The organism is Pseudomonas sp. OF001, from assembly GCF_904426495.1.
Classification (GTDB): Bacteria; Pseudomonadota; Gammaproteobacteria; order Pseudomonadales; family Pseudomonadaceae; genus Geopseudomonas.
Map to the genome: position 1 here is coordinate 131,500 of NZ_CAJGBM010000063.1, position 18,729 is coordinate 150,228.

The following is an 18,729-nucleotide window of genomic DNA, read 5'->3' on the forward strand; positions in this document are numbered from 1 at the left end:
CTCGAATCTCCCCTTAAGCCTTGGCAGCCGGACGCACGATCACGTCACCGCCAGTGGCACCTGGGACAGCGCCCTTGACCAGCAGCAGATTGCGCTCGGCATCGACACGAACAACTTCCAGGGACTGCACGGTCACGCGCTCGGCGCCCAGGTGACCGGACATCTTCTTGCCCTTGAACACTCGACCAGGAGTCTGGCACTGGCCGATGGAACCCGGAGCACGGTGAGAAACGGAGTTGCCGTGGGTGTTGTCCTGGCCGCGGAAGTTCCAACGCTTGATGGTACCGGCGTAGCCTTTACCCTTGGACTGACCGGTCACGTCGACCAGCTGGCCTGCCTGGAACTGCTCAACGGTGAGCTGGTCGCCAGCCTTGAACTCGCCTTCTTCGAGGCGGAATTCCAGAACGGCGCGACCGGCAGCAACGCTGGCCTTGGCGAAGTGACCGGCCTGAGCCTTGGTCACACGGGAAGCGCGACGCTCGCCGACAGTCACCTGTACGGCGCGATAGCCATCGCTCTCTTCATTCTTGAACTGGGTGACGCGATTCGGCTCGACCTCGATGACCGTAACCGGAATAGAGACACCTTCTTCGGTGAAAATGCGGGTCATGCCGCACTTACGACCGACTACACCAATAGTCATGTCTTGAACCTCTTGAGTGTACGGGGCTTTCACCCGCTATGGCCGCCCATTTCAGAGCGTTACACGACCGAAATCCGGGGATGGATTTCAGCCGAGGCTGATCTGTACTTCGACGCCAGCAGCAAGGTCGAGCTTCATCAGCGCGTCGACGGTCTTGTCGGTCGGCTGAACGATGTCGAGCACACGCTTGTGAGTACGAATTTCGTACTGATCACGCGCATCCTTGTTGACGTGCGGAGAAATCAGCACGGTGAACCGCTCCTTGCGGGTCGGCAGGGGGATCGGACCACGGACCTGAGCACCAGTACGTTTCGCGGTTTCCACGATTTCCTGGGTAGATTGATCGATCAGGCGGTGGTCAAAAGCCTTCAACCGAATACGGATTTGTTGGTTTTGCATTTTGACCTCAGACTCTATGCTATTCCCACCAAGCGGAATACGCCCGGTAAAAGGAGGCGCAATTGTACGGATGCCCCTTGGGGGTGTCAACAAATGAGCAGAAACGAGAAGGCCCCCGCACCGGGCGGGGGCCTTCTCGTTCAGAGATCGTCGATTACTCGATGATCTTGGCAACCACGCCGGCGCCGACGGTACGACCGCCTTCGCGGATGGCGAAGCGCAGGCCGTCTTCCATGGCGATCGGGGCGATCAGGGTGACAACCATCTTGACGTTGTCGCCCGGCATGACCATCTCGACGCCTTCCGGCAGTTCGCAGTTACCGGTCACGTCGGTGGTACGGAAGTAGAACTGCGGACGGTAGCCCTTGAAGAACGGGGTGTGACGACCGCCTTCTTCCTTGGACAGCACGTACACTTCGGCTTCGAACTTGGTGTGCGGCTTGATGGTGCCCGGCTTGGCCAGAACCTGGCCACGCTCGACGTCCTCACGCTTGGTGCCGCGCAGCAGGGCGCCGATGTTCTCGCCGGCACGACCTTCGTCGAGCAGCTTGCGGAACATTTCCACGCCAGTGCAGGTGGTCTTGGTGGTCGGACGGATGCCGACGATTTCCACTTCCTCGCCCACCTTGACGATGCCGCGCTCGACGCGACCGGTCACCACGGTGCCGCGACCGGAGATCGAGAACACGTCCTCGATCGGCATCAGGAACGGCTGGTCGATGGCACGCACCGGCTCCGGAATGTAGGAGTCCAGGGTTTCCACCAGCTTGCGCACGGCGGAGGTGCCCATCTCGTTGTCGTCCTGGCCGTTCAGGGCCATCAGAGCGGAACCGATGACGATCGGGGTGTCGTCACCCGGGAAGTCATAGGTGCTCAGCAGGTCGCGAACTTCCATCTCGACCAGTTCCAGCAGCTCGGCGTCGTCGACCATGTCGGCCTTGTTCAGGAACACGACGATGTAGGGAACGCCTACCTGACGGGACAGCAGGATGTGCTCGCGAGTCTGCGGCATGGGACCGTCGGCAGCGGAGCAAACCAGGATCGCGCCGTCCATCTGGGCAGCACCGGTGATCATGTTCTTCACGTAGTCAGCGTGACCCGGGCAGTCAACGTGAGCGTAGTGACGAATGGCGGAATCGTACTCGACGTGCGAGGTGTTGATGGTGATACCGCGCGCCTTCTCTTCCGGAGCGTTGTCGATCTGGGAGAAGTCACGAGCAGCGCCACCCCAGGTGTCCGCGCAGACCTTGGTCAGGGCAGCGGTCAGAGTGGTCTTGCCATGGTCGACGTGACCGATGGTGCCGACGTTGACGTGCGGTTTGTTACGTTCAAATTTCTCTTTAGCCACGACAGTGAACCTCTTGCTAAAAGGGCTGAATCAAGCTTGCTTCTTAACCAGTGCTTCGACGATGTTCGACGGAGCTTCGGCGTATTTGGAGAATTCCATGGAGTAGCTCGCGCGACCCTGGGACATGGAACGTACGTCGGTAGCGTAGCCAAACATCTCGCCCAGCGGAACTTCGGCGCGAATGACCTTGCCGGACACGCTGTCATCCATACCCTGGATCAGGCCACGACGACGATTCAGGTCACCCATCACGTCACCCATGTACTCCTCCGGAGTCACGACCTCGACCTTCATGATCGGCTCGAGAACCTTGCCGCCGCCTTTCTGGGCCAGCTGCTTGGTTGCCATGGAGGCAGCGATCTTGAACGCCATCTCGTTGGAGTCGACGTCGTGGTAGGAACCATCGAACACGGCCGCCTTCAGGCCGATGAGCGGATAGCCGGCAACAACGCCGTTCTTCATCTGCTCTTCGATACCCTTCTGGATCGCCGGGATGTATTCCTTCGGAACCACACCACCCACGACCTCGTTGGTGAAGACCAGGCCTTCGGTGATGTTGCCCTTATCGTCCACGTCCGGAGCCGAGAAGCGGATCCAGCAGTGACCGAACTGGCCACGACCGCCGGACTGGCGAACGAACTTGCCTTCGATCTCGACGCCATCCTTGGAGATGGTTTCGCGGTAGGCCACCTGCGGCTTGCCGATGTTGGCGTCAACGTTGAACTCGCGCTTCATGCGGTCAACGATGATATCCAGGTGCAACTCACCCATGCCGCCAATGATGGTCTGACCGGACTCTTCGTCGGTCTTGACGCGGAACGACGGGTCTTCCTGGGCCAGCTTGCCCAGAGCAATGCCCATCTTTTCCTGGTCGGCCTTGGTCTTCGGCTCGACGGCAACGTGAATTACCGGCTCCGGGAAGTCCATGCGCTCGAGGACGATCTGCTTCTCGAGATCGCACAGGGTGTCACCGGTGGTGACGTCCTTCATGCCGATCAGGGCCGCGATGTCGCCGGCGCGGACTTCCTTGATCTCGTCGCGCTGGTTGGCCTGCATCTGCACCATACGGCCGACGCGCTCTTTCTTGCCCTTGACCGAGTTGACCACCGAGTCGCCGGAAGACAGCACGCCCGAGTAGACGCGAACGAAGGTCAGGGTACCAACGAAGGGGTCGGTGGCGATCTTGAACGCCAGAGCTGCGAACGGCTCGTCGTCGGACGACTTGCGCTCGTCGACCTTCTCGTCGTCATCCGGATGAACGCCTTTGATGGCGTCAACTTCGTCCGGAGCCGGCAGGTAGTCGATCACGGCGTCGAGAACCAGCGGGACGCCCTTGTTCTTGAACGAGGAACCGCAGACGGCCGGAACGATCTCACAAGCCAGGGTGCGCTGACGCAGGCCTGCCTTGATCTCCTCGTTGGTCAGATCGCCCTCTTCGAGGTACTTGTTCATCAGCTCTTCGTTGGCTTCGGCGGCTGCCTCGACCATGTTCGAGCGATATTCGGCAGCAAGGTCAGCCATCTCCGCCGGAATCTCTTCCTCGCGGTAGGTCATGCCCTTGTCTTCGTCGTTCCAGTAGATCGCCTTCATCTTGATCAGGTCGACCTGACCGACGAAGTTCTCCTCGGCACCGATGGCCAGCTGGACCGGCACCGGGGTGTGACCCAGGCGCTTCTTGATCTGCTCGACCACGCGCAGGAAGTTAGCGCCCTGGCGGTCCATCTTGTTGACGTAGACGATACGCGGAACGCCGTACTTGTTGGCCTGACGCCATACGGTTTCCGACTGCGGCTCAACGCCGGAGGTGCCGCAGAACACCACGACAGCGCCGTCGAGAACGCGCAGGGAGCGCTCTACTTCAATGGTGAAGTCCACGTGACCGGGGGTATCGATCACGTTGACGCGGTAGTTGTCGTACTGGCCGCGCGAACCCTTCCAGAAGGTGGTCACGGCAGCGGAGGTGATGGTGATACCACGCTCCTGCTCCTGCACCATCCAGTCGGTGGTCGCGGCACCGTCGTGCACTTCGCCGAGCTTGTGGTTCACGCCGGTGTAGAACAGTACCCGCTCGGTGGTGGTGGTCTTACCGGCATCCACGTGGGCGCAGATACCGATATTACGGTAGCGGTTGATAGGTGTAGTACGGGCCACGGTAGGGTCCTCGCTAGATGAATGCGCTTCTTAGAAACGGTAGTGCGAGAAGGCCTTGTTGGCTTCGGCCATGCGGTGCACGTCTTCACGCTTCTTCACAGCGGCGCCCTTGCCTTCGGCAGCGTCGATCAGCTCGCCTGCCAGACGCAGAGCCATGGACTTCTCACCACGCTTGCGCGCGTAATCCACCAGCCAGCGCATGGCCAGGGCGTTACGGCGGGACGGGCGAACTTCGACCGGAACCTGGTAGGTAGCACCGCCGACACGGCGGGACTTCACTTCGACCAGCGGAGCGATGGCGTCGAGTGCTTTCTCGAAGGTTTCCAGGGGATCGACGTTCTTGCGCTGCTTGACGGTTTCCAGGGCACCGTAAACGATGCGCTCGGCCACGGCCTTCTTGCCGCTTTCCATCACGTGGTTCATGAATTTAGCCAGGATCTGGCTTCCGTACTTCGGATCAGCCAGGATTTCACGCTTGGCCGCTACACGACGTCTTGGCATTGATAAGCCCTCAAACGGTCTTCAGGTTAGCTCGGGACACGCCCGACCTTACTCTTATCGACTCGACAAAAATGAATTCGGAAAATTACTTCGGACGCTTGGCGCCGTACTTCGAACGACCCTGCTTACGGTCCTTCACGCCGGAGGTATCCAGCGAACCGCGCACGGTGTGGTAACGCACACCCGGAAGGTCCTTCACACGACCGCCGCGGATCAGCACGACGCTGTGCTCCTGGAGGTTGTGACCTTCACCACCGATGTAGGAAGCGACTTCGTAGCCGTTGGTCAGGCGCACACGGCAGACCTTACGCAGCGCCGAGTTCGGCTTCTTCGGGGTGGTGGTGTAAACGCGGGTGCAAACGCCGCGGCGCTGGGGGCAGTTCTGCAGCGCAGGCACGTCGCTCTTTTCAGAGACGCGCTTGCGCGGCTGGCGCACCAGCTGGTTGATAGTTGCCATCTACTAGCTCCACTGATTGTCTTGCGACACAAAAATTTCGCGAGGCGAAACGCCCCGCGAGATTAAGGGGTGCATGAGTCTAAAGAGCTTGACACCCCTCGTCAAGGCACCCCCGGCCGCCTAAGCGACCGGGGGTAGCACTCACTTTTCGCCGAAGTTGAGCAGCGCTTCGGACAGCTGGGCTTCCGCCTCGCTGGCGCTGACGCGCTGCGGCTTCTCGGCATCGCGCTTGCGCTTGCGCTCGCTGTGGTAGGCCAGGCCGGTACCGGCCGGGATCAGGCGACCGACCACCACGTTCTCCTTCAGGCCGCGCAGGTAGTCGCGCTTGCCGGTGACCGCCGCCTCGGTGAGGACGCGGGTGGTCTCCTGGAAGGAGGCCGCGGAGATGAACGACTCGGTGGACAGCGAGGCCTTGGTGATACCCAGCAGGACGCGCTCGTACTTGGCGACGAACTTGTCCTCGACGGCCAGACGCTCGTTCTCTTCCAGCACCTGGGTCAGCTCGGCCTGGTCGCCCTTGATGAAGCTGGAGTCGCCCGACTCGCTGATCTCGACCTTGCGCAGCATCTGGCGCAGGATGGTCTCGATGTGCTTGTCGTTGATCTTCACGCCCTGCAGGCGGTACACGTCCTGGATCTCGTTGACGATGTACTTGGCCAGCGCGCTGACACCCAGCAGGCGCAGGATGTCGTGCGGGTTGCTCGGACCGTCGGAGATCACTTCGCCGCGGTTCACCTGTTCGCCTTCGAAGACGTTGAGGTGACGCCACTTCGGAATCAGCTCCTCGTACGGCTCGCTGCCGTCGGTCGGAGTGATCACCAGACGACGCTTGCCCTTGGTTTCCTTGCCGAAGCTGATGGTGCCGCTGATCTCGGCGAGGATCGACGGCTCCTTCGGACGACGGGCCTCGAACAGGTCGGCGACGCGCGGCAGACCACCGGTGATGTCGCGGGTCTTCGAGGTTTCCTGCGGGATACGCGCAACCACGTCACCCACGTTCACCTTGGCGCCGTCGGTCAGGTTGACCAGGGTCTTGGCCGGCAGGAAGTACTGCGCGACCACGTCGGTGCCCGGCAGCAGCAGGTCCTTGCCGTTGGCGTCGACCAGCTTCACCGCCGGACGGATCTCGCGACCGGCAGCCGGACGCTCGTTGGGATCCATCACCTCGATGTTGGTCAGACCGGTCAGCTCGTCGGTCTGCCGGCGGACGGTGATGCCCTCCTCCATGCCGACGAAGGTCACGGTACCGGCCATCTCGGTGATGATCGGGTGGGTGTGCGGGTCCCACTTGGCCACGATGGCGCCGGCCTCGACCTTGTCGCCCTCCTTGACCGAGATCACCGCACCGTAGGGCAGCTTGTAGCGCTCGCGCTCGCGACCGAAGTCGTCGGCCACCGCCAGCTCGCCGGAGCGGGACACCGCCACCAGGGCGCCGTCGGCACGCTCGACGTGCTTCAGGTTGTGCAGGCGGACGGTACCGCCGCTCTTCACCTGGATGCTGTCCTGGGCGGCACTCCGGCTGGCCGCACCACCGATGTGGAAGGTCCGCATGGTCAGCTGGGTGCCCGGCTCACCGATCGACTGGGCGGCGATGACGCCGACCGCTTCGCCGATGTTGACCTGATGACCGCGGGCCAGGTCGCGACCGTAGCACTTGGCGCAGATGCCGTAGCGGGTTTCGCAGGTGATCGGCGAACGCACGATCACTTCGTCGACGCTGTTCAGCTCGAGGAAGTCGACCCACTGCTCGTCGATCAGGGTGCCGGCCGGCACGATGATCTCGTCGGTGCCCGGCTTGGGCACGTCGCGGGCGATCACGCGGCCGAGCACGCGCTCACCGAGCGGCTCGACGATGTCGCCACCCTCGATGTGCGGGGTCATCAGCAGGCCCTGCTCGGTGCCGCAGTCGATCTCGGTGACCACCAGGTCCTGGGCCACGTCGACCAGACGACGGGTCAGGTAACCGGAGTTCGCGGTCTTCAGTGCGGTATCCGCCAGACCCTTACGGGCACCGTGGGTGGAGATGAAGTACTGCAGTACGTTCAGCCCCTCACGGAAGTTGGCGGTGATCGGGGTCTCGATGATCGAGCCGTCCGGCTTGGCCATCAGACCGCGCATGCCGGCCAGCTGGCGGATCTGCGCCGCGGAACCCCGCGCACCGGAGTCCGCCATCATGTACATGGAGTTGAAGGACTCCTGGTCGACCTCATTGCCCTCGCGGTCGATGACCTTCTCCTTGGAGAGGTTGGCCATCATCGCCTTGGACACTTCGTCGTTGGCCTTCGACCACAGGTCGATCACCTTGTTGTACTTCTCGCCCTGGGTCACCAGGCCGGAGGCGTACTGGGTCTCGATCTCCTTCACCTCGGCGGTGGCGGCGTCGATGATGCGCGCCTTGGCTTCCGGGATGACGAAGTCGTTGACGCCGATCGACACGCCGGAGATGGTCGAGTAGGCGAAGCCGGTGTACATCAGCTGGTCGGCGAAGATGACGGTGTCCTTCAGACCGACCACGCGGTAGGCGTGGTTGATCAGCTTGGAGATCGCCTTCTTCTTCATCGACTGGTTGACCACGTCGAACGGCAGGCCGGCCGGAACCACCTGGAACAGCAGCGCGCGGCCGACGGTGGTGTCGACGATGCGGGTGTTCCTGGTGATCACGCCACTGTCGCGATCCTTGACCACCTCGTTGATGCGCACCTTGACCTTGGCGTGCAGGGACACTTCGCCGGCGCGGAACACGCGGTCGACTTCCTGCAGGTCGGCGAACACACGGCCCTCGCCCTTGGCGTTCACCGCCTCGCGGGTCATGTAGTACAGGCCGAGCACCACGTCCTGCGACGGCACGATGATCGGCTCGCCGTTGGCGGGCGACAGCACGTTGTTGGTCGACATCATCAGCGCACGCGCTTCCAGCTGGGCCTCGAGGGTCAGCGGGACGTGCACGGCCATCTGGTCACCGTCGAAGTCGGCGTTGTACGCGGCGCACACCAGTGGGTGCAGCTGCAGGGCCTTGCCTTCGATGAGCACCGGCTCGAACGCCTGGATGCCCAGACGGTGCAGGGTCGGTGCACGGTTGAGCAGCACGGGATGTTCGCGGATGACTTCGGCGAGCACGTCCCAGACCTCGGGCAGCTCGCGCTCGACCATCTTCTTGGCCGCCTTGATGGTGGTGGCCATGCCCTTGGCTTCGAGCTTGCCGAAGATGAACGGCTTGAACAGCTCGAGGGCCATCTTCTTCGGCAGGCCGCACTGGTGCAGGCGCAGGGTCGGGCCGACGGTGATCACCGAACGGCCGGAGTAGTCGACGCGCTTGCCGAGCAGGTTCTGACGGAAGCGGCCCTGCTTGCCCTTGATCATGTCGGCCAAGGACTTCAGCGGGCGCTTGTTGGAGCCGGTGATGGCACGGCCGCGGCGGCCGTTGTCCAGCAGGGCGTCCACGGCTTCCTGCAGCATGCGCTTCTCGTTGCGCACGATGATGTCCGGCGCGGCCAGGTCGAGCAGGCGCTTCAGACGGTTGTTGCGGTTGATCACCCGGCGGTACAGATCGTTGAGATCCGAGGTCGCGAAGCGGCCGCCATCCAGCGGCACCAACGGACGCAGGTCCGGCGGCAGCACCGGCAGGACGGTCAGCACCATCCACTCCGGCTTGTTGCCGGAGCCCTGGAAGGCTTCCATCAGCTTGAGGCGCTTGGACAGCTTCTTGATCTTGGTCTCGGAGTTGGTCTGCGGGATTTCCTCGCGCAGGCGGCCGATCTCGTGCTCCAGATCGATGGCGGCGAGCAGCTCGAACACCGCCTCGGCGCCCATGCGGGCGTCGAAGTCGTCACCGTGCTCCTCGAGGGCCTCGAAGTACTGCTCGTCGTTGAGCAGCTGGCCCTTCTCCAGCGGAGTCATGCCCGGATCGATGACCACGTAGCTCTCGAAGTAGAGCACGCGCTCGATGTCGCGCAGGGTCATGTCCAGCAGCAGGCCGATACGGGACGGCAGCGACTTGAGGAACCAGATGTGGGCGACCGGCGAGGCCAGCTCGATGTGGCCCATGCGCTCGCGGCGCACCTTGGCCAGGGCGACTTCCACGCCGCACTTCTCGCAGATCACGCCGCGGTGCTTGAGGCGCTTGTACTTGCCGCACAGGCACTCGTAGTCCTTCACCGGGCCGAAGATCTTGGCGCAGAACAGGCCGTCACGTTCGGGCTTGAAGGTACGGTAGTTGATGGTCTCCGGCTTCTTCACTTCGCCGAAGGACCAGGAGCGGATCATCTCGGGCGACGCCAGGCCGATACGGATGGCATCGAACTCTTCGATCTGACCCTGGTTTTTCAAAAGGTTAAGCAGGTCTTTCAAGGCCTTTCCTCCTCACGGAGCCGGCGGCAGGCTCGCCTGCCGCCGGTACGCGTCGCGGGTTATTCGGTTTCCAGCTCGATGTCGATGCCGAGCGAACGGATTTCCTTGATCAGCACGTTGAAGGACTCGGGCATGCCGGCCTCCATGCGGTGATCGCCATCCACGATGTTCTTGTACATCTTGGTCCGGCCGTTCACGTCGTCCGACTTCACGGTCAGCATTTCCTGCAGGGTGTAGGCGGCGCCATAGGCTTCCAGCGCCCAGACCTCCATCTCCCCGAAACGCTGGCCACCGAACTGCGCCTTGCCGCCCAGCGGCTGCTGGGTGACCAGGCTGTAGGAGCCGGTGGAACGCGCGTGCATCTTGTCGTCGACCAGGTGGTTCAGCTTGAGCATGTACATGTAGCCGACGGTGGTCTTGCGCTCGAAGGCGTTGCCGGTGCGACCGTCGTACAGCTGCATCTGGCCGCTCTCCGGCAGATCGGCCAGCTTGAGCATGGCCTTGATCTCGCGCTCCTCGGCACCGTCGAACACCGGCGTGGCCATCGGCACGCCCTTGCGCAGGTTCTCGGCCAGGGAGAGGACTTCCTGATCGCTCAGGCTGTCCAGATTCTCCTGGCGACCACCGATCTCGTTGTAGATCTGGTGCAGGAACTGGCGCAGTTCGGCGACCTTGCGCTGCTCCTCGAGCATGCGGTTGATCTTCTCGCCCAGGCCCTTGGCCGCGAGGCCCAGGTGGGTTTCGAGGATCTGGCCGACGTTCATCCGCGACGGTACGCCCAGCGGGTTGAGGACGATGTCCACCGGAGTGCCATGCTCGTCGTGCGGCATGTCCTCGACCGGCATGATCACCGACACCACACCCTTGTTACCGTGGCGGCCGGCCATCTTGTCGCCCGGCTGGATGCGGCGCTTGATCGCGAGGTAGACCTTGACGATCTTCAGCACGCCCGGCGCCAGGTCGTCGCCCTGCTGCAACTTGCGCTTCTTGTCCTCGAACTTGTCGTCGAGCAGCTGACGGCGGTCGGAGATGTAGGCCTGGGCCTTCTCCAGCTGCTCGTTCAGCGCCTCTTCGGCCATGCGCAGCTTGAACCACTGGCCGCGCTCGAGGCCGTCGAGGTACTCGTGGGTGATCGCGCTGCCCTTCTTCAGGGCGGCCGGGCCACCTTCGGCCACCTGGCCGACCAGCGCGCTGCGCAGACGCTCGAAGGTGGCGCCTTCGACGATGCGGAACTCCTCGTTGAGGTCCTTGCGGATCTCGTCGAGCTGCTGCTTCTCGATCGACAGGGCACGCGAGTCGCGCTCCACGCCGTCGCGGGTGAACACCTGCACGTCGATGACGGTGCCCTTGGTGCCGGTCGGCACGCGCAGGGAGGTGTCCTTCACGTCGGACGCCTTCTCGCCGAAGATCGCGCGCAGCAGCTTCTCTTCCGGAGTCAGCTGGGTCTCGCCCTTCGGGGTGACCTTGCCGACCAGGATGTCGCCGGCCTGCACCTCGGCACCGACGTAGACGATACCGGCTTCATCCAGCTTGTTCAGCGCAGCCTCGCCGACGTTCGGGATGTCCGCGGTGATCTCCTCCGGGCCGAGCTTGGTGTCGCGCGACACGCAGGTCAGTTCCTGGATGTGGATGGTGGTGAAGCGGTCCTCTTGGACCACGCGCTCGGACAGGCAGATGGAGTCTTCGAAGTTGAAGCCGTTCCACGGCATGAACGCCACGCGCATGTTCTGACCCAGCGCCAGTTCGCCCATGTCGGTGGACGGACCGTCGGCCATGATGTCGCCGCGCGCCACCACGTCACCCTTGCTGACCAGCGGACGCTGGTTGATGCAGGTGTTCTGGTTGGAGCGGGTGTACTTGGTCAGGTTGTAGATGTCGACACCCGCTTCGCCGGTCTCGACCTCGTCGTCGTTGACCCGCACCACGATGCGGCTGGCGTCGACCGAGTCGATCACCCCGCCACGACGGGCCACCACGCAGACGCCGGAGTCACGGGCGACGTTGCGCTCCATGCCGGTGCCCACCAGCGGCTTGTCGGCACGCAGGGTCGGCACGGCCTGACGCTGCATGTTCGAACCCATCAGCGCGCGGTTGGCGTCGTCGTGCTCGAGGAACGGAATCAGCGAGGCCGCGACGGAAACCACCTGCTTGGGCGAAACGTCCATCAGGGTGACGTCTTCCGGCGCCTTCACGGTGAATTCGTTGAGGTGACGCACGGCCACCAGCTCGTCCACCAGCTGCCCCTGCTCGTTGAGGGTCGCCGAGGCCTGGGCGATGACGTGGTTGGCTTCCTCGATCGCCGACAGGAAGACGATCTCGTCGGTCACCTGGCCGCCTTTGACCACGCGGTACGGGCTTTCCAGGAAGCCGTACTGGTTGGTGCGCGCGTAGGTGGCCAGCGAGTTGATCAGGCCGATGTTCGGACCTTCCGGCGTCTCGATCGGGCACACGCGGCCGTAGTGGGTCGGGTGCACGTCGCGCACTTCGAAGCCGGCACGCTCGCGGGTCAGACCGCCCGGGCCGAGTGCGGAGACGCGGCGCTTGTGGGTGATCTCGGACAGCGGGTTGTTCTGGTCCATGAACTGCGACAGCTGGCTGGAACCGAAGAACTCCTTGATCGCGGCAGCCACCGGCTTGGCGTTGATCAGGTCCTGCGGCATCAGGCCTTCGCTTTCGGCCATCGACAGGCGTTCCTTGACCGCACGCTCGACGCGCACCAGGCCGACACGGAACTGGTTCTCGGCCATCTCGCCGACACAGCGCACGCGGCGGTTGCCGAGGTGGTCGATGTCGTCGACGATGCCCTTGCCGTTACGGATGTCGACCAGGGTCTTCAGCACGTCGACGATGTCTTCGCGGCTGAGCACGCCCGGGCCTTCGATCTCTTCGCGACCGATGCGGCGATTGAACTTCATGCGGCCGACCGCGGACAGGTCGTAGCGCTCGGCACTGAAGAACAGGTTGTTGAACAGGGCTTCGGCGGCATCCTTGGTCGGCGGCTCGCCGGGACGCATCATGCGATAGATCTCGACCAGCGCTTCCAGCTGGTTGGAGGTCGAGTCGATCTTCAGGGTATCGGAGATGAACGGGCCGCAGTCGATGTCGTTGGTGTACAGGGTCTCGATGCGCACCACCTGGGCCTTGGCGATCTTGGCCAGCAGGTCGACGGTCAGCTCGGTGTTGCACTCGGCGATGATCTCGCCGGTGGCCGGATGCACGATGGCCTTGGCCAGGGTGCGGCCCAGCACGTAGTCCAGCGGGACTTCCAGCAGCTTGATGCCGGCCTTTTCCAGCTGGTTGATGTGACGCGCGGTGACGCGGCGGCCCTGTTCGACGATGACCTTGCCGGTCTCGTCCTTGATGTCGAAGCCGGCGATCTCGCCACGCAGACGCTGCGGTACCAGCTCGAGGCTCAGCGACTGATCCTTGAGGTGGAACACGTTGGTGTCGTAGAAGGCATCGAGGATTTCCTCGGTGCCGTAGTTCAGCGCGCGCAGCAGCACGGAGGCTGGCAGCTTGCGGCGACGGTCGATACGCACGAACACGGCGTCCTTCGGATCGAACTCGAAGTCCAGCCAGGAGCCGCGGTAGGGAATGATGCGCGCGGAGTACAGCAGCTTGCCCGAGCTGTGGGTCTTGCCCTTGTCGTGGTCGAAGAACACGCCCGGCGAACGGTGCAGCTGGGAAACGATGACACGCTCGGTACCGTTGATGATGAAGGTACCGTTCTCGGTCATCAGGGGGATTTCCCCCATGTAGACTTCCTGCTCCTTGATATCCTTGATCGCCTTGCTCGACGATTCCTTGTCGAAGATCATCAGACGCACTTTCACGCGCAGCGGCACGGCGAAGGTCACGCCACGCAGCACGCATTCCTTGACGTCAAATGCCGGCTCGCCCAGGCGATAGCCGACGTATTCCAGGGCAGCGTTGCCGGAATAGCTGATAATCGGGAAAACGGACTTGAAGGCCGCGTGCAGGCCGACGTCGCGGAGCTGCTCCTTGCTGGCGCCCGCCTGCAGGAATTCGCGATACGAATCCAGCTGGATGGCCAACAGATACGGCACATCCATGACGTCCGGCAACTTGCTAAAGTCCTTGCGGATACGTTTTTTCTCAGTGTATGAGTAAGCCATCAGCGTTCCCCAGCTTGGTCACCTGCTTGTTTGGCCTCTCCGACGGGAGTAGCCGGAAAATCGTGCAAACCCTCGGTTTGCGACCACCCTGCGGGGTGGTGATCACGTCACGGGCGGCGGGCCGTGCCAGGCCGCCCATAACGGAAAAAGGCCGGTGGCAATAGCCACCAGCCATCAGTCCGAAATCAGTTCGCGGACTGTCGACGCAATGTCGGCTCAGCTTACTTGAGCTCGACCTTGGCGCCGGCTTCTTCCAGGGACTTCTTGGCCGCTTCGGCCTCTTCCTTGGAGACGCCTTCCTTCACCACGCCCGGAGCGCCGTCGACCACAGCCTTGGCTTCTTTCAGGCCCAGACCGGTCAGCTCGCGCACGACCTTGATGACGTTCACTTTCTTCTCGCCGGCATCGGCCAGAACGACGGTGAACTCGGTCTGCTCTTCGACGACAGCAGCAGCAGCGGCCGGACCGGCAGCAACGGCAGCAGCGGCGGTGACGCCGAACTTCTCTTCCATCGCCTTGATCAGTTCGACAACCTGCATCACGGACATTTCGGATACGGCGTTGATGATATCTTCGTTGGTCAGAGCCATGACTCTATTCCTGTATTGGGTGACGGCCTGAAGGCCATCTTATTGACAAAAAAGGTTGGGAAGGATCCTAGGCGCCTCAGGCAGCCTCGGCTTCCTTCTTGTCGCGAATCGCCGCCAGGGTACGAGCCAGCTTGCTGGTAGCGCCCTGGATGACGCTCATCAGCTGGGACACGGCTTCGTCGTAGGTCGGCAGGGTAGCCAGCACGTCGATCTGGTTGGCTGCGATCAGCTTGCCTTCGAAGGCAGCGCCCTTGATCTCGAACTTGTCCTGACCCTTGGCGAACTCCTTGAAGATGCGGGCGGCAGCGCCCGGATGCTCGTTGGAGAATGCGATCAGGGTCGGGCCCTTGAACACGTCGCCCAGCACCTCGAATTCGGTGCCTTGGACGGCGCGGCGAGCCAGGGTGTTGCGCACGACTTTCACGTACACACCGGCTTCACGGGCCTCTTTACGGAGTCCGGTCATGGCGCCCACGGTCACGCCACGGGCATCGGCCACGACAGCGGACAGGGCAGCTTTGGCAGCCTCGTTGACTTCAGCGACAATGGCCTTCTTGTCTTCGAGCTTAATTGCCACGGGTTTACTCCTGGATGTTACCGTTTCGCCCAGCCGGGGCCGGGCGGGTTTTGGTGTCTGATTCGGCAAACGAATCGGGAGCACCATCTGCGTAGGCTGGTGATTTAAGGCTTGCGCCGCCTACGGTCTTGGATAGCCCCCGCCAGGCAGGGACCCCAATAGGTTGGATGCGCCGGCCAGCCGGCGCATCCCTGTATCACGCGTCCAGGGAAGCCTGGTCGATCTGCAGGCCCGGACCCATGGTGGTGCTCAGGGTCACGCGCTTCATGTATACGCCCTTGGAGGCGGACGGCTTCAGGCGCTTCAGATCGGACAGCAGGGCTTCGACGTTCTGCTTGAGGGCAGCCGGAGCGAAGTCGACTTTGCCGACGGAGGCGTGGATGATGCCGTTCTTGTCGGTACGGAAGCGAACCTGACCGGCCTTGGCGTTCTTCACCGCGGTGGCCACGTCCGGGGTCACGGTGCCGACCTTCGGGTTCGGCATCAGGCCGCGCGGACCGAGGATCTGGCCCAGCTGGCCCACGACACGCATGGCGTCCGGGGAAGCGATGACCACGTCGTAGTTCAGGTCGCCGCCCTTCATCTCGGCAGCCAGCTCGTCCATGCCCACGCGGTCGGCGCCGGCAGCCAGAGCGGCTTCGGCAGCCGGGCCCTGGGTGAACACGGCAACGCGCACGCTCTTGCCGGTGCCGTTCGGCAGCACGGTGGCGCCACGCACGACCTGGTCGGATTTACGCGGATCGACGCCCAGGTTGATGGCGACGTCCACGGATTCCTTGAACTTGCTGGAAGTGGACAGCTCGGCCAGCAGGGCAGCGGCCTCTTCGAAACCGTACTGCTTGCCAGCGACAACCTTCTCGGCGATCGCCTTCTGGCGCTTGGTCAGCTTAGCCATTACACACCCTCCACGTTCAGGCCCATGCTACGCGCGGAACCGGCGATGGTACGCACGGCCGCATCCAGGTCAGCTGCAGTCAGATCGGCCTGCTTGGCCTTGGCGATCTCTTCCAGCTGTGCACGGGTAACGGTGCCCACTTTCTGGGTGTTCGGACGAGCGGAGCCACTGGTGATGCCCGCTGCTTTTTTCAGCAGCACGGCAGCCGGGGTGCTCTTGATCTCGAAGGTGAAGCTGCGGTCGCTGTAGACGGTGATGATCACCGGAGTCGGCAGACCCGGCTCCATGCCCTGGGTGCGGGCATTGAAGGCCTTGCAGAATTCCATGATGTTGACGCCGTGCTGGCCCAGGGCCGGACCGACCGGCGGCGACGGGTTGGCCTGTGCGGCCTTCACTTGCAGCTTGATATAAGCCGTGATTTTCTTAGCCATCTGCTACTCCAGTTGCGGGTACATGCGCCTTGCGGCTCCCCGGTTGCTTTTCGCGTTTTTCCCAGTGACAACAAAACCCCGCAGCCTGCGGCTGCGGGGTCGGGATCCCTTGCGCTCAGGCCTTCTCGACCTGACCGAACTCCAACTCCACCGGAGTGGAGCGACCGAAGATGAGCACGGCCACTTGGATCCGGCTCTTTTCGTAGTTGACCTCTTCGACGACGCCGCTGAAGTCGGCAAACGGGCCGTCGATGACACGCACCACTTCGCCCGGCTCGAACAGCGTCTTCGGACGCGGCTTGTCGCCGCTGTCGGCTACGCGACGCAGGATGGCCTCGGCTTCCTTTTCGGTGATCGGCGCCGGCTTGTCCGCGGTGCCACCGATGAAGCCCATGACGCGCGGGGTATCCTTGATGAGGTGCCAGGTCCCCTCGTTCATCTCCATCTGCACCAGCACGTAGCCGGGGAAGAACTTGCGCTCGCTCTTGCGCTTCTGGCCATTGCGCATCTCCACCACTTCTTCGGTGGGAACCAGAATCTCGCCGAACTGGTCTTCCATGCCGGCCAGCTTGACGCGCTCGATCAGCGAACGCATTACATGCTTTTCGTATCCCGAATAGGCATGCACAACATACCAACGCTTAGCCACAGTGCACCCTTAACCGACGATCAACGAAACCAGCCAACCCAGCAGCGAGTCCAGCGCCCACAGGAGCAGGGACATCAGCAGCACCACGGCCACCACGATCAGCGTGGTCTGGGTGGTTTCCTGGCGGGTCGGCCAGACGACCTTGCGAATCTCGGCACGCGCTTCCTTCACCAGAGCAAAGAAGGCGCCACCCTTGACGGTTTGCAGCGCAACAAAGAAGGCGCCGCCAGCCAGCACCAGAATGCCGAGCACGCGATACAGGATGGGTTCAGCTGCGAAATACTGATTCCCCACTACGGCAACCGCCACCAGCAGGGTGACGACGACCCACTTGAGGACATCGAGGCGGGAATCTTTGCTTTCAGCCTTGGCGTTCATCTGCAAGGACCTTGTGAAGGGTGCCAGATTCGAGAAATCTGGCAGGCCAGGAGGGAATCGAACCCCCAACCTGCGGTTTTGGAGACCGCCGCTCTGCCAATTGAGCTACTGGCCTGTGACTTAGTCAGGCCGGCTACTATACCGGCCCAACCGAGAAAGATCAACTACTTATTCGATGATCTTGGCAACAACGCCGGCGCCGACGGTACGACCGCCTTCGCGGATGGCGAAGCGCAGGCCGTCTTCCATGGCGATCGGGGCGATCAGGGTGACAACCATCTTGACGTTGTCGCCCGGCATGACCATCTCGACGCCTTCCGGCAGTTCGCAGTTACCGGTCACGTCGGTGGTACGGAAGTAGAACTGCGGACGGTAGCCCTTGAAGAACGGGGTGTGACGACCGCCTTCTTCCTTGGACAGCACGTACACTTCGGCTTCGAACTTGGTGTGCGGCTTGATGGTGCCCGGCTTGGCCAGAACCTGGCCACGCTCGACGTCCTCACGCTTGGTGCCGCGCAGCAGGGCGCCGATGTTCTCGCCGGCACGACCTTCGTCGAGCAGCTTGCGGAACATTTCCACGCCAGTGCAGGTGGTCTTGGTGGTCGGACGGATGCCGACGATTTCCACTTCCTCGCCCACCTTGACGATGCCGCGCTCGACGCGACCGGTCACCACGGTGCCGCGACCGGAGATCGAGAACACGTCCTCGATCGGCATCAGGAACGGCTGGTCGATGGCACGCACCGGCTCCGGAATGTAGGAGTCCAGGGTTTCCACCAGCTTGCGCACGGCGGAGGTGCCCATCTCGTTGTCGTCCTGGCCGTTCAGGGCCATCAGAGCGGAACCGATGACGATCGGGGTGTCGTCACCCGGGAAGTCATAGGTGCTCAGCAGGTCGCGAACTTCCATCTCGACCAGTTCCAGCAGCTCGGCGTCGTCGACCATGTCGGCCTTGTTCAGGAACACGACGATGTAGGGAACGCCTACCTGACGGGACAGCAGGATGTGCTCGCGAGTCTGCGGCATGGGACCGTCGGCAGCGGAGCAAACCAGGATCGCGCCGTCCATCTGGGCAGCACCGGTGATCATGTTCTTCACGTAGTCAGCGTGACCCGGGCAGTCAACGTGAGCGTAGTGACGAATGGCGGAATCGTACTCGACGTGCGAGGTGTTGATGGTGATACCGCGCGCCTTCTCTTCCGGAGCGTTGTCGATCTGGGAGAAGTC

General features: G+C 62.7%; 15 protein-coding genes and 1 tRNA gene. All 16 read right to left on the bottom strand.

Annotated elements, in window-relative coordinates; translation table 11 throughout:
- Positions 1-13: 13 nt before the first annotated feature.
- Positions 14-643 carry a 50S ribosomal protein L3 gene (rplC, locus tag RA210_RS20165; protein WP_136490995.1) on the bottom strand — a complete coding sequence of 210 codons (630 nt, stop codon included), beginning with the start codon at positions 641-643 and terminating at the stop codon, positions 14-16.
- 87 nt (positions 644-730) lie between these two features.
- Entirely contained in the window at positions 731-1,042 is a 312-nt protein-coding gene (gene rpsJ, locus RA210_RS20170; protein ID WP_003103876.1) for a 30S ribosomal protein S10, read from the bottom strand.
- Positions 1,043-1,196: 154 nt separating this feature from the next.
- Positions 1,197-2,390: an elongation factor Tu gene (tuf, locus tag RA210_RS20175; RefSeq protein WP_201487805.1), complete on the bottom strand. Its 1,194-nt coding sequence runs from the start codon at positions 2,388-2,390 to the stop codon at positions 1,197-1,199.
- Between the two features lie 30 nt (positions 2,391-2,420).
- On the bottom strand, positions 2,421-4,541 hold the full coding sequence (fusA, locus tag RA210_RS20180) for an elongation factor G (RefSeq protein WP_136491185.1): 2,121 nt from the start codon (positions 4,539-4,541) through the stop codon (positions 2,421-2,423).
- 30 nt (positions 4,542-4,571) lie between these two features.
- Positions 4,572-5,042: a 30S ribosomal protein S7 gene (gene rpsG / locus RA210_RS20185; RefSeq protein ID WP_090313836.1), complete on the bottom strand. Its 471-nt coding sequence runs from the start codon at positions 5,040-5,042 to the stop codon at positions 4,572-4,574.
- A gap of 85 nt (positions 5,043-5,127) precedes the next feature.
- A complete protein-coding gene (gene rpsL / locus RA210_RS20190) occupies positions 5,128-5,499 on the bottom strand; it encodes a 30S ribosomal protein S12 (RefSeq protein ID WP_090350228.1) in 372 nt (123 codons plus the stop codon).
- 141 nt (positions 5,500-5,640) lie between these two features.
- Positions 5,641-9,846, bottom strand: coding sequence for a DNA-directed RNA polymerase subunit beta' (gene rpoC / locus RA210_RS20195; RefSeq protein WP_136491184.1), 4,206 nt, complete (start codon positions 9,844-9,846; stop codon positions 5,641-5,643).
- Positions 9,847-9,905: 59 nt separating this feature from the next.
- Positions 9,906-13,982: a DNA-directed RNA polymerase subunit beta gene (gene rpoB, locus RA210_RS20200; protein ID WP_201487806.1), complete on the bottom strand. Its 4,077-nt coding sequence runs from the start codon at positions 13,980-13,982 to the stop codon at positions 9,906-9,908.
- A gap of 221 nt (positions 13,983-14,203) precedes the next feature.
- Positions 14,204-14,572: a 50S ribosomal protein L7/L12 gene (rplL, locus tag RA210_RS20205; RefSeq protein ID WP_136491182.1), complete on the bottom strand. Its 369-nt coding sequence runs from the start codon at positions 14,570-14,572 to the stop codon at positions 14,204-14,206.
- 76 nt (positions 14,573-14,648) lie between these two features.
- Positions 14,649-15,149, bottom strand: coding sequence for a 50S ribosomal protein L10 (gene rplJ, locus RA210_RS20210; protein WP_136491181.1), 501 nt, complete (start codon positions 15,147-15,149; stop codon positions 14,649-14,651).
- Positions 15,150-15,345: 196 nt separating this feature from the next.
- Positions 15,346-16,044 carry a 50S ribosomal protein L1 gene (gene rplA / locus RA210_RS20215; RefSeq protein WP_136491180.1) on the bottom strand — a complete coding sequence of 233 codons (699 nt, stop codon included), beginning with the start codon at positions 16,042-16,044 and terminating at the stop codon, positions 15,346-15,348.
- Positions 16,044-16,475: a 50S ribosomal protein L11 gene (gene rplK, locus RA210_RS20220; protein ID WP_136491179.1), complete on the bottom strand. Its 432-nt coding sequence runs from the start codon at positions 16,473-16,475 to the stop codon at positions 16,044-16,046. Before rplK ends, rplA begins: the two co-directional genes overlap by 1 nt.
- A gap of 115 nt (positions 16,476-16,590) precedes the next feature.
- On the bottom strand, positions 16,591-17,124 hold the full coding sequence (gene nusG / locus RA210_RS20225; RefSeq protein ID WP_136491178.1) for a transcription termination/antitermination protein NusG: 534 nt from the start codon (positions 17,122-17,124) through the stop codon (positions 16,591-16,593).
- Positions 17,125-17,133: 9 nt separating this feature from the next.
- The gene (secE, locus tag RA210_RS20230; protein ID WP_136491177.1) at positions 17,134-17,502 is read right to left on the bottom strand and encodes a preprotein translocase subunit SecE; all 369 of its coding nucleotides are present in this window, start codon (positions 17,500-17,502) and stop codon (positions 17,134-17,136) included.
- Positions 17,503-17,541: 39 nt separating this feature from the next.
- Positions 17,542-17,617: transfer RNA gene (locus RA210_RS20235), tRNA-Trp, on the bottom strand.
- Between the two features lie 53 nt (positions 17,618-17,670).
- The coding region (gene tuf / locus RA210_RS20240) for an elongation factor Tu (protein ID WP_201487807.1) at positions 17,671-18,729 on the bottom strand (1,059 nt) is incomplete at its 5' end.

Excerpts from the sequence above, each read along its gene's own strand:
- rplC (WP_136490995.1), bottom strand. The coding sequence starts at position 643 with ATGACTATTGGTGTAGTCGGTCGTAAGTGCGGCATGACCCGCATTTTC.
- rpsJ (WP_003103876.1), bottom strand. The coding sequence starts at position 1,042 with ATGCAAAACCAACAAATCCGTATTCGGTTGAAGGCTTTTGACCACCGC.
- rpsG (WP_090313836.1), bottom strand. The coding sequence starts at position 5,042 with ATGCCAAGACGTCGTGTAGCGGCCAAGCGTGAAATCCTGGCTGATCCG.
- rpsL (WP_090350228.1), bottom strand. The coding sequence starts at position 5,499 with ATGGCAACTATCAACCAGCTGGTGCGCCAGCCGCGCAAGCGCGTCTCT.
- rpoB (WP_201487806.1), bottom strand. The coding sequence starts at position 13,982 with ATGGCTTACTCATACACTGAGAAAAAACGTATCCGCAAGGACTTTAGC.
- rplL (WP_136491182.1), bottom strand. The coding sequence starts at position 14,572 with ATGGCTCTGACCAACGAAGATATCATCAACGCCGTATCCGAAATGTCC.
- rplA (WP_136491180.1), bottom strand. The coding sequence starts at position 16,044 with ATGGCTAAGCTGACCAAGCGCCAGAAGGCGATCGCCGAGAAGGTTGTC.
- rplK (WP_136491179.1), bottom strand. The coding sequence starts at position 16,475 with ATGGCTAAGAAAATCACGGCTTATATCAAGCTGCAAGTGAAGGCCGCA.
- secE (WP_136491177.1), bottom strand. The coding sequence starts at position 17,502 with ATGAACGCCAAGGCTGAAAGCAAAGATTCCCGCCTCGATGTCCTCAAG.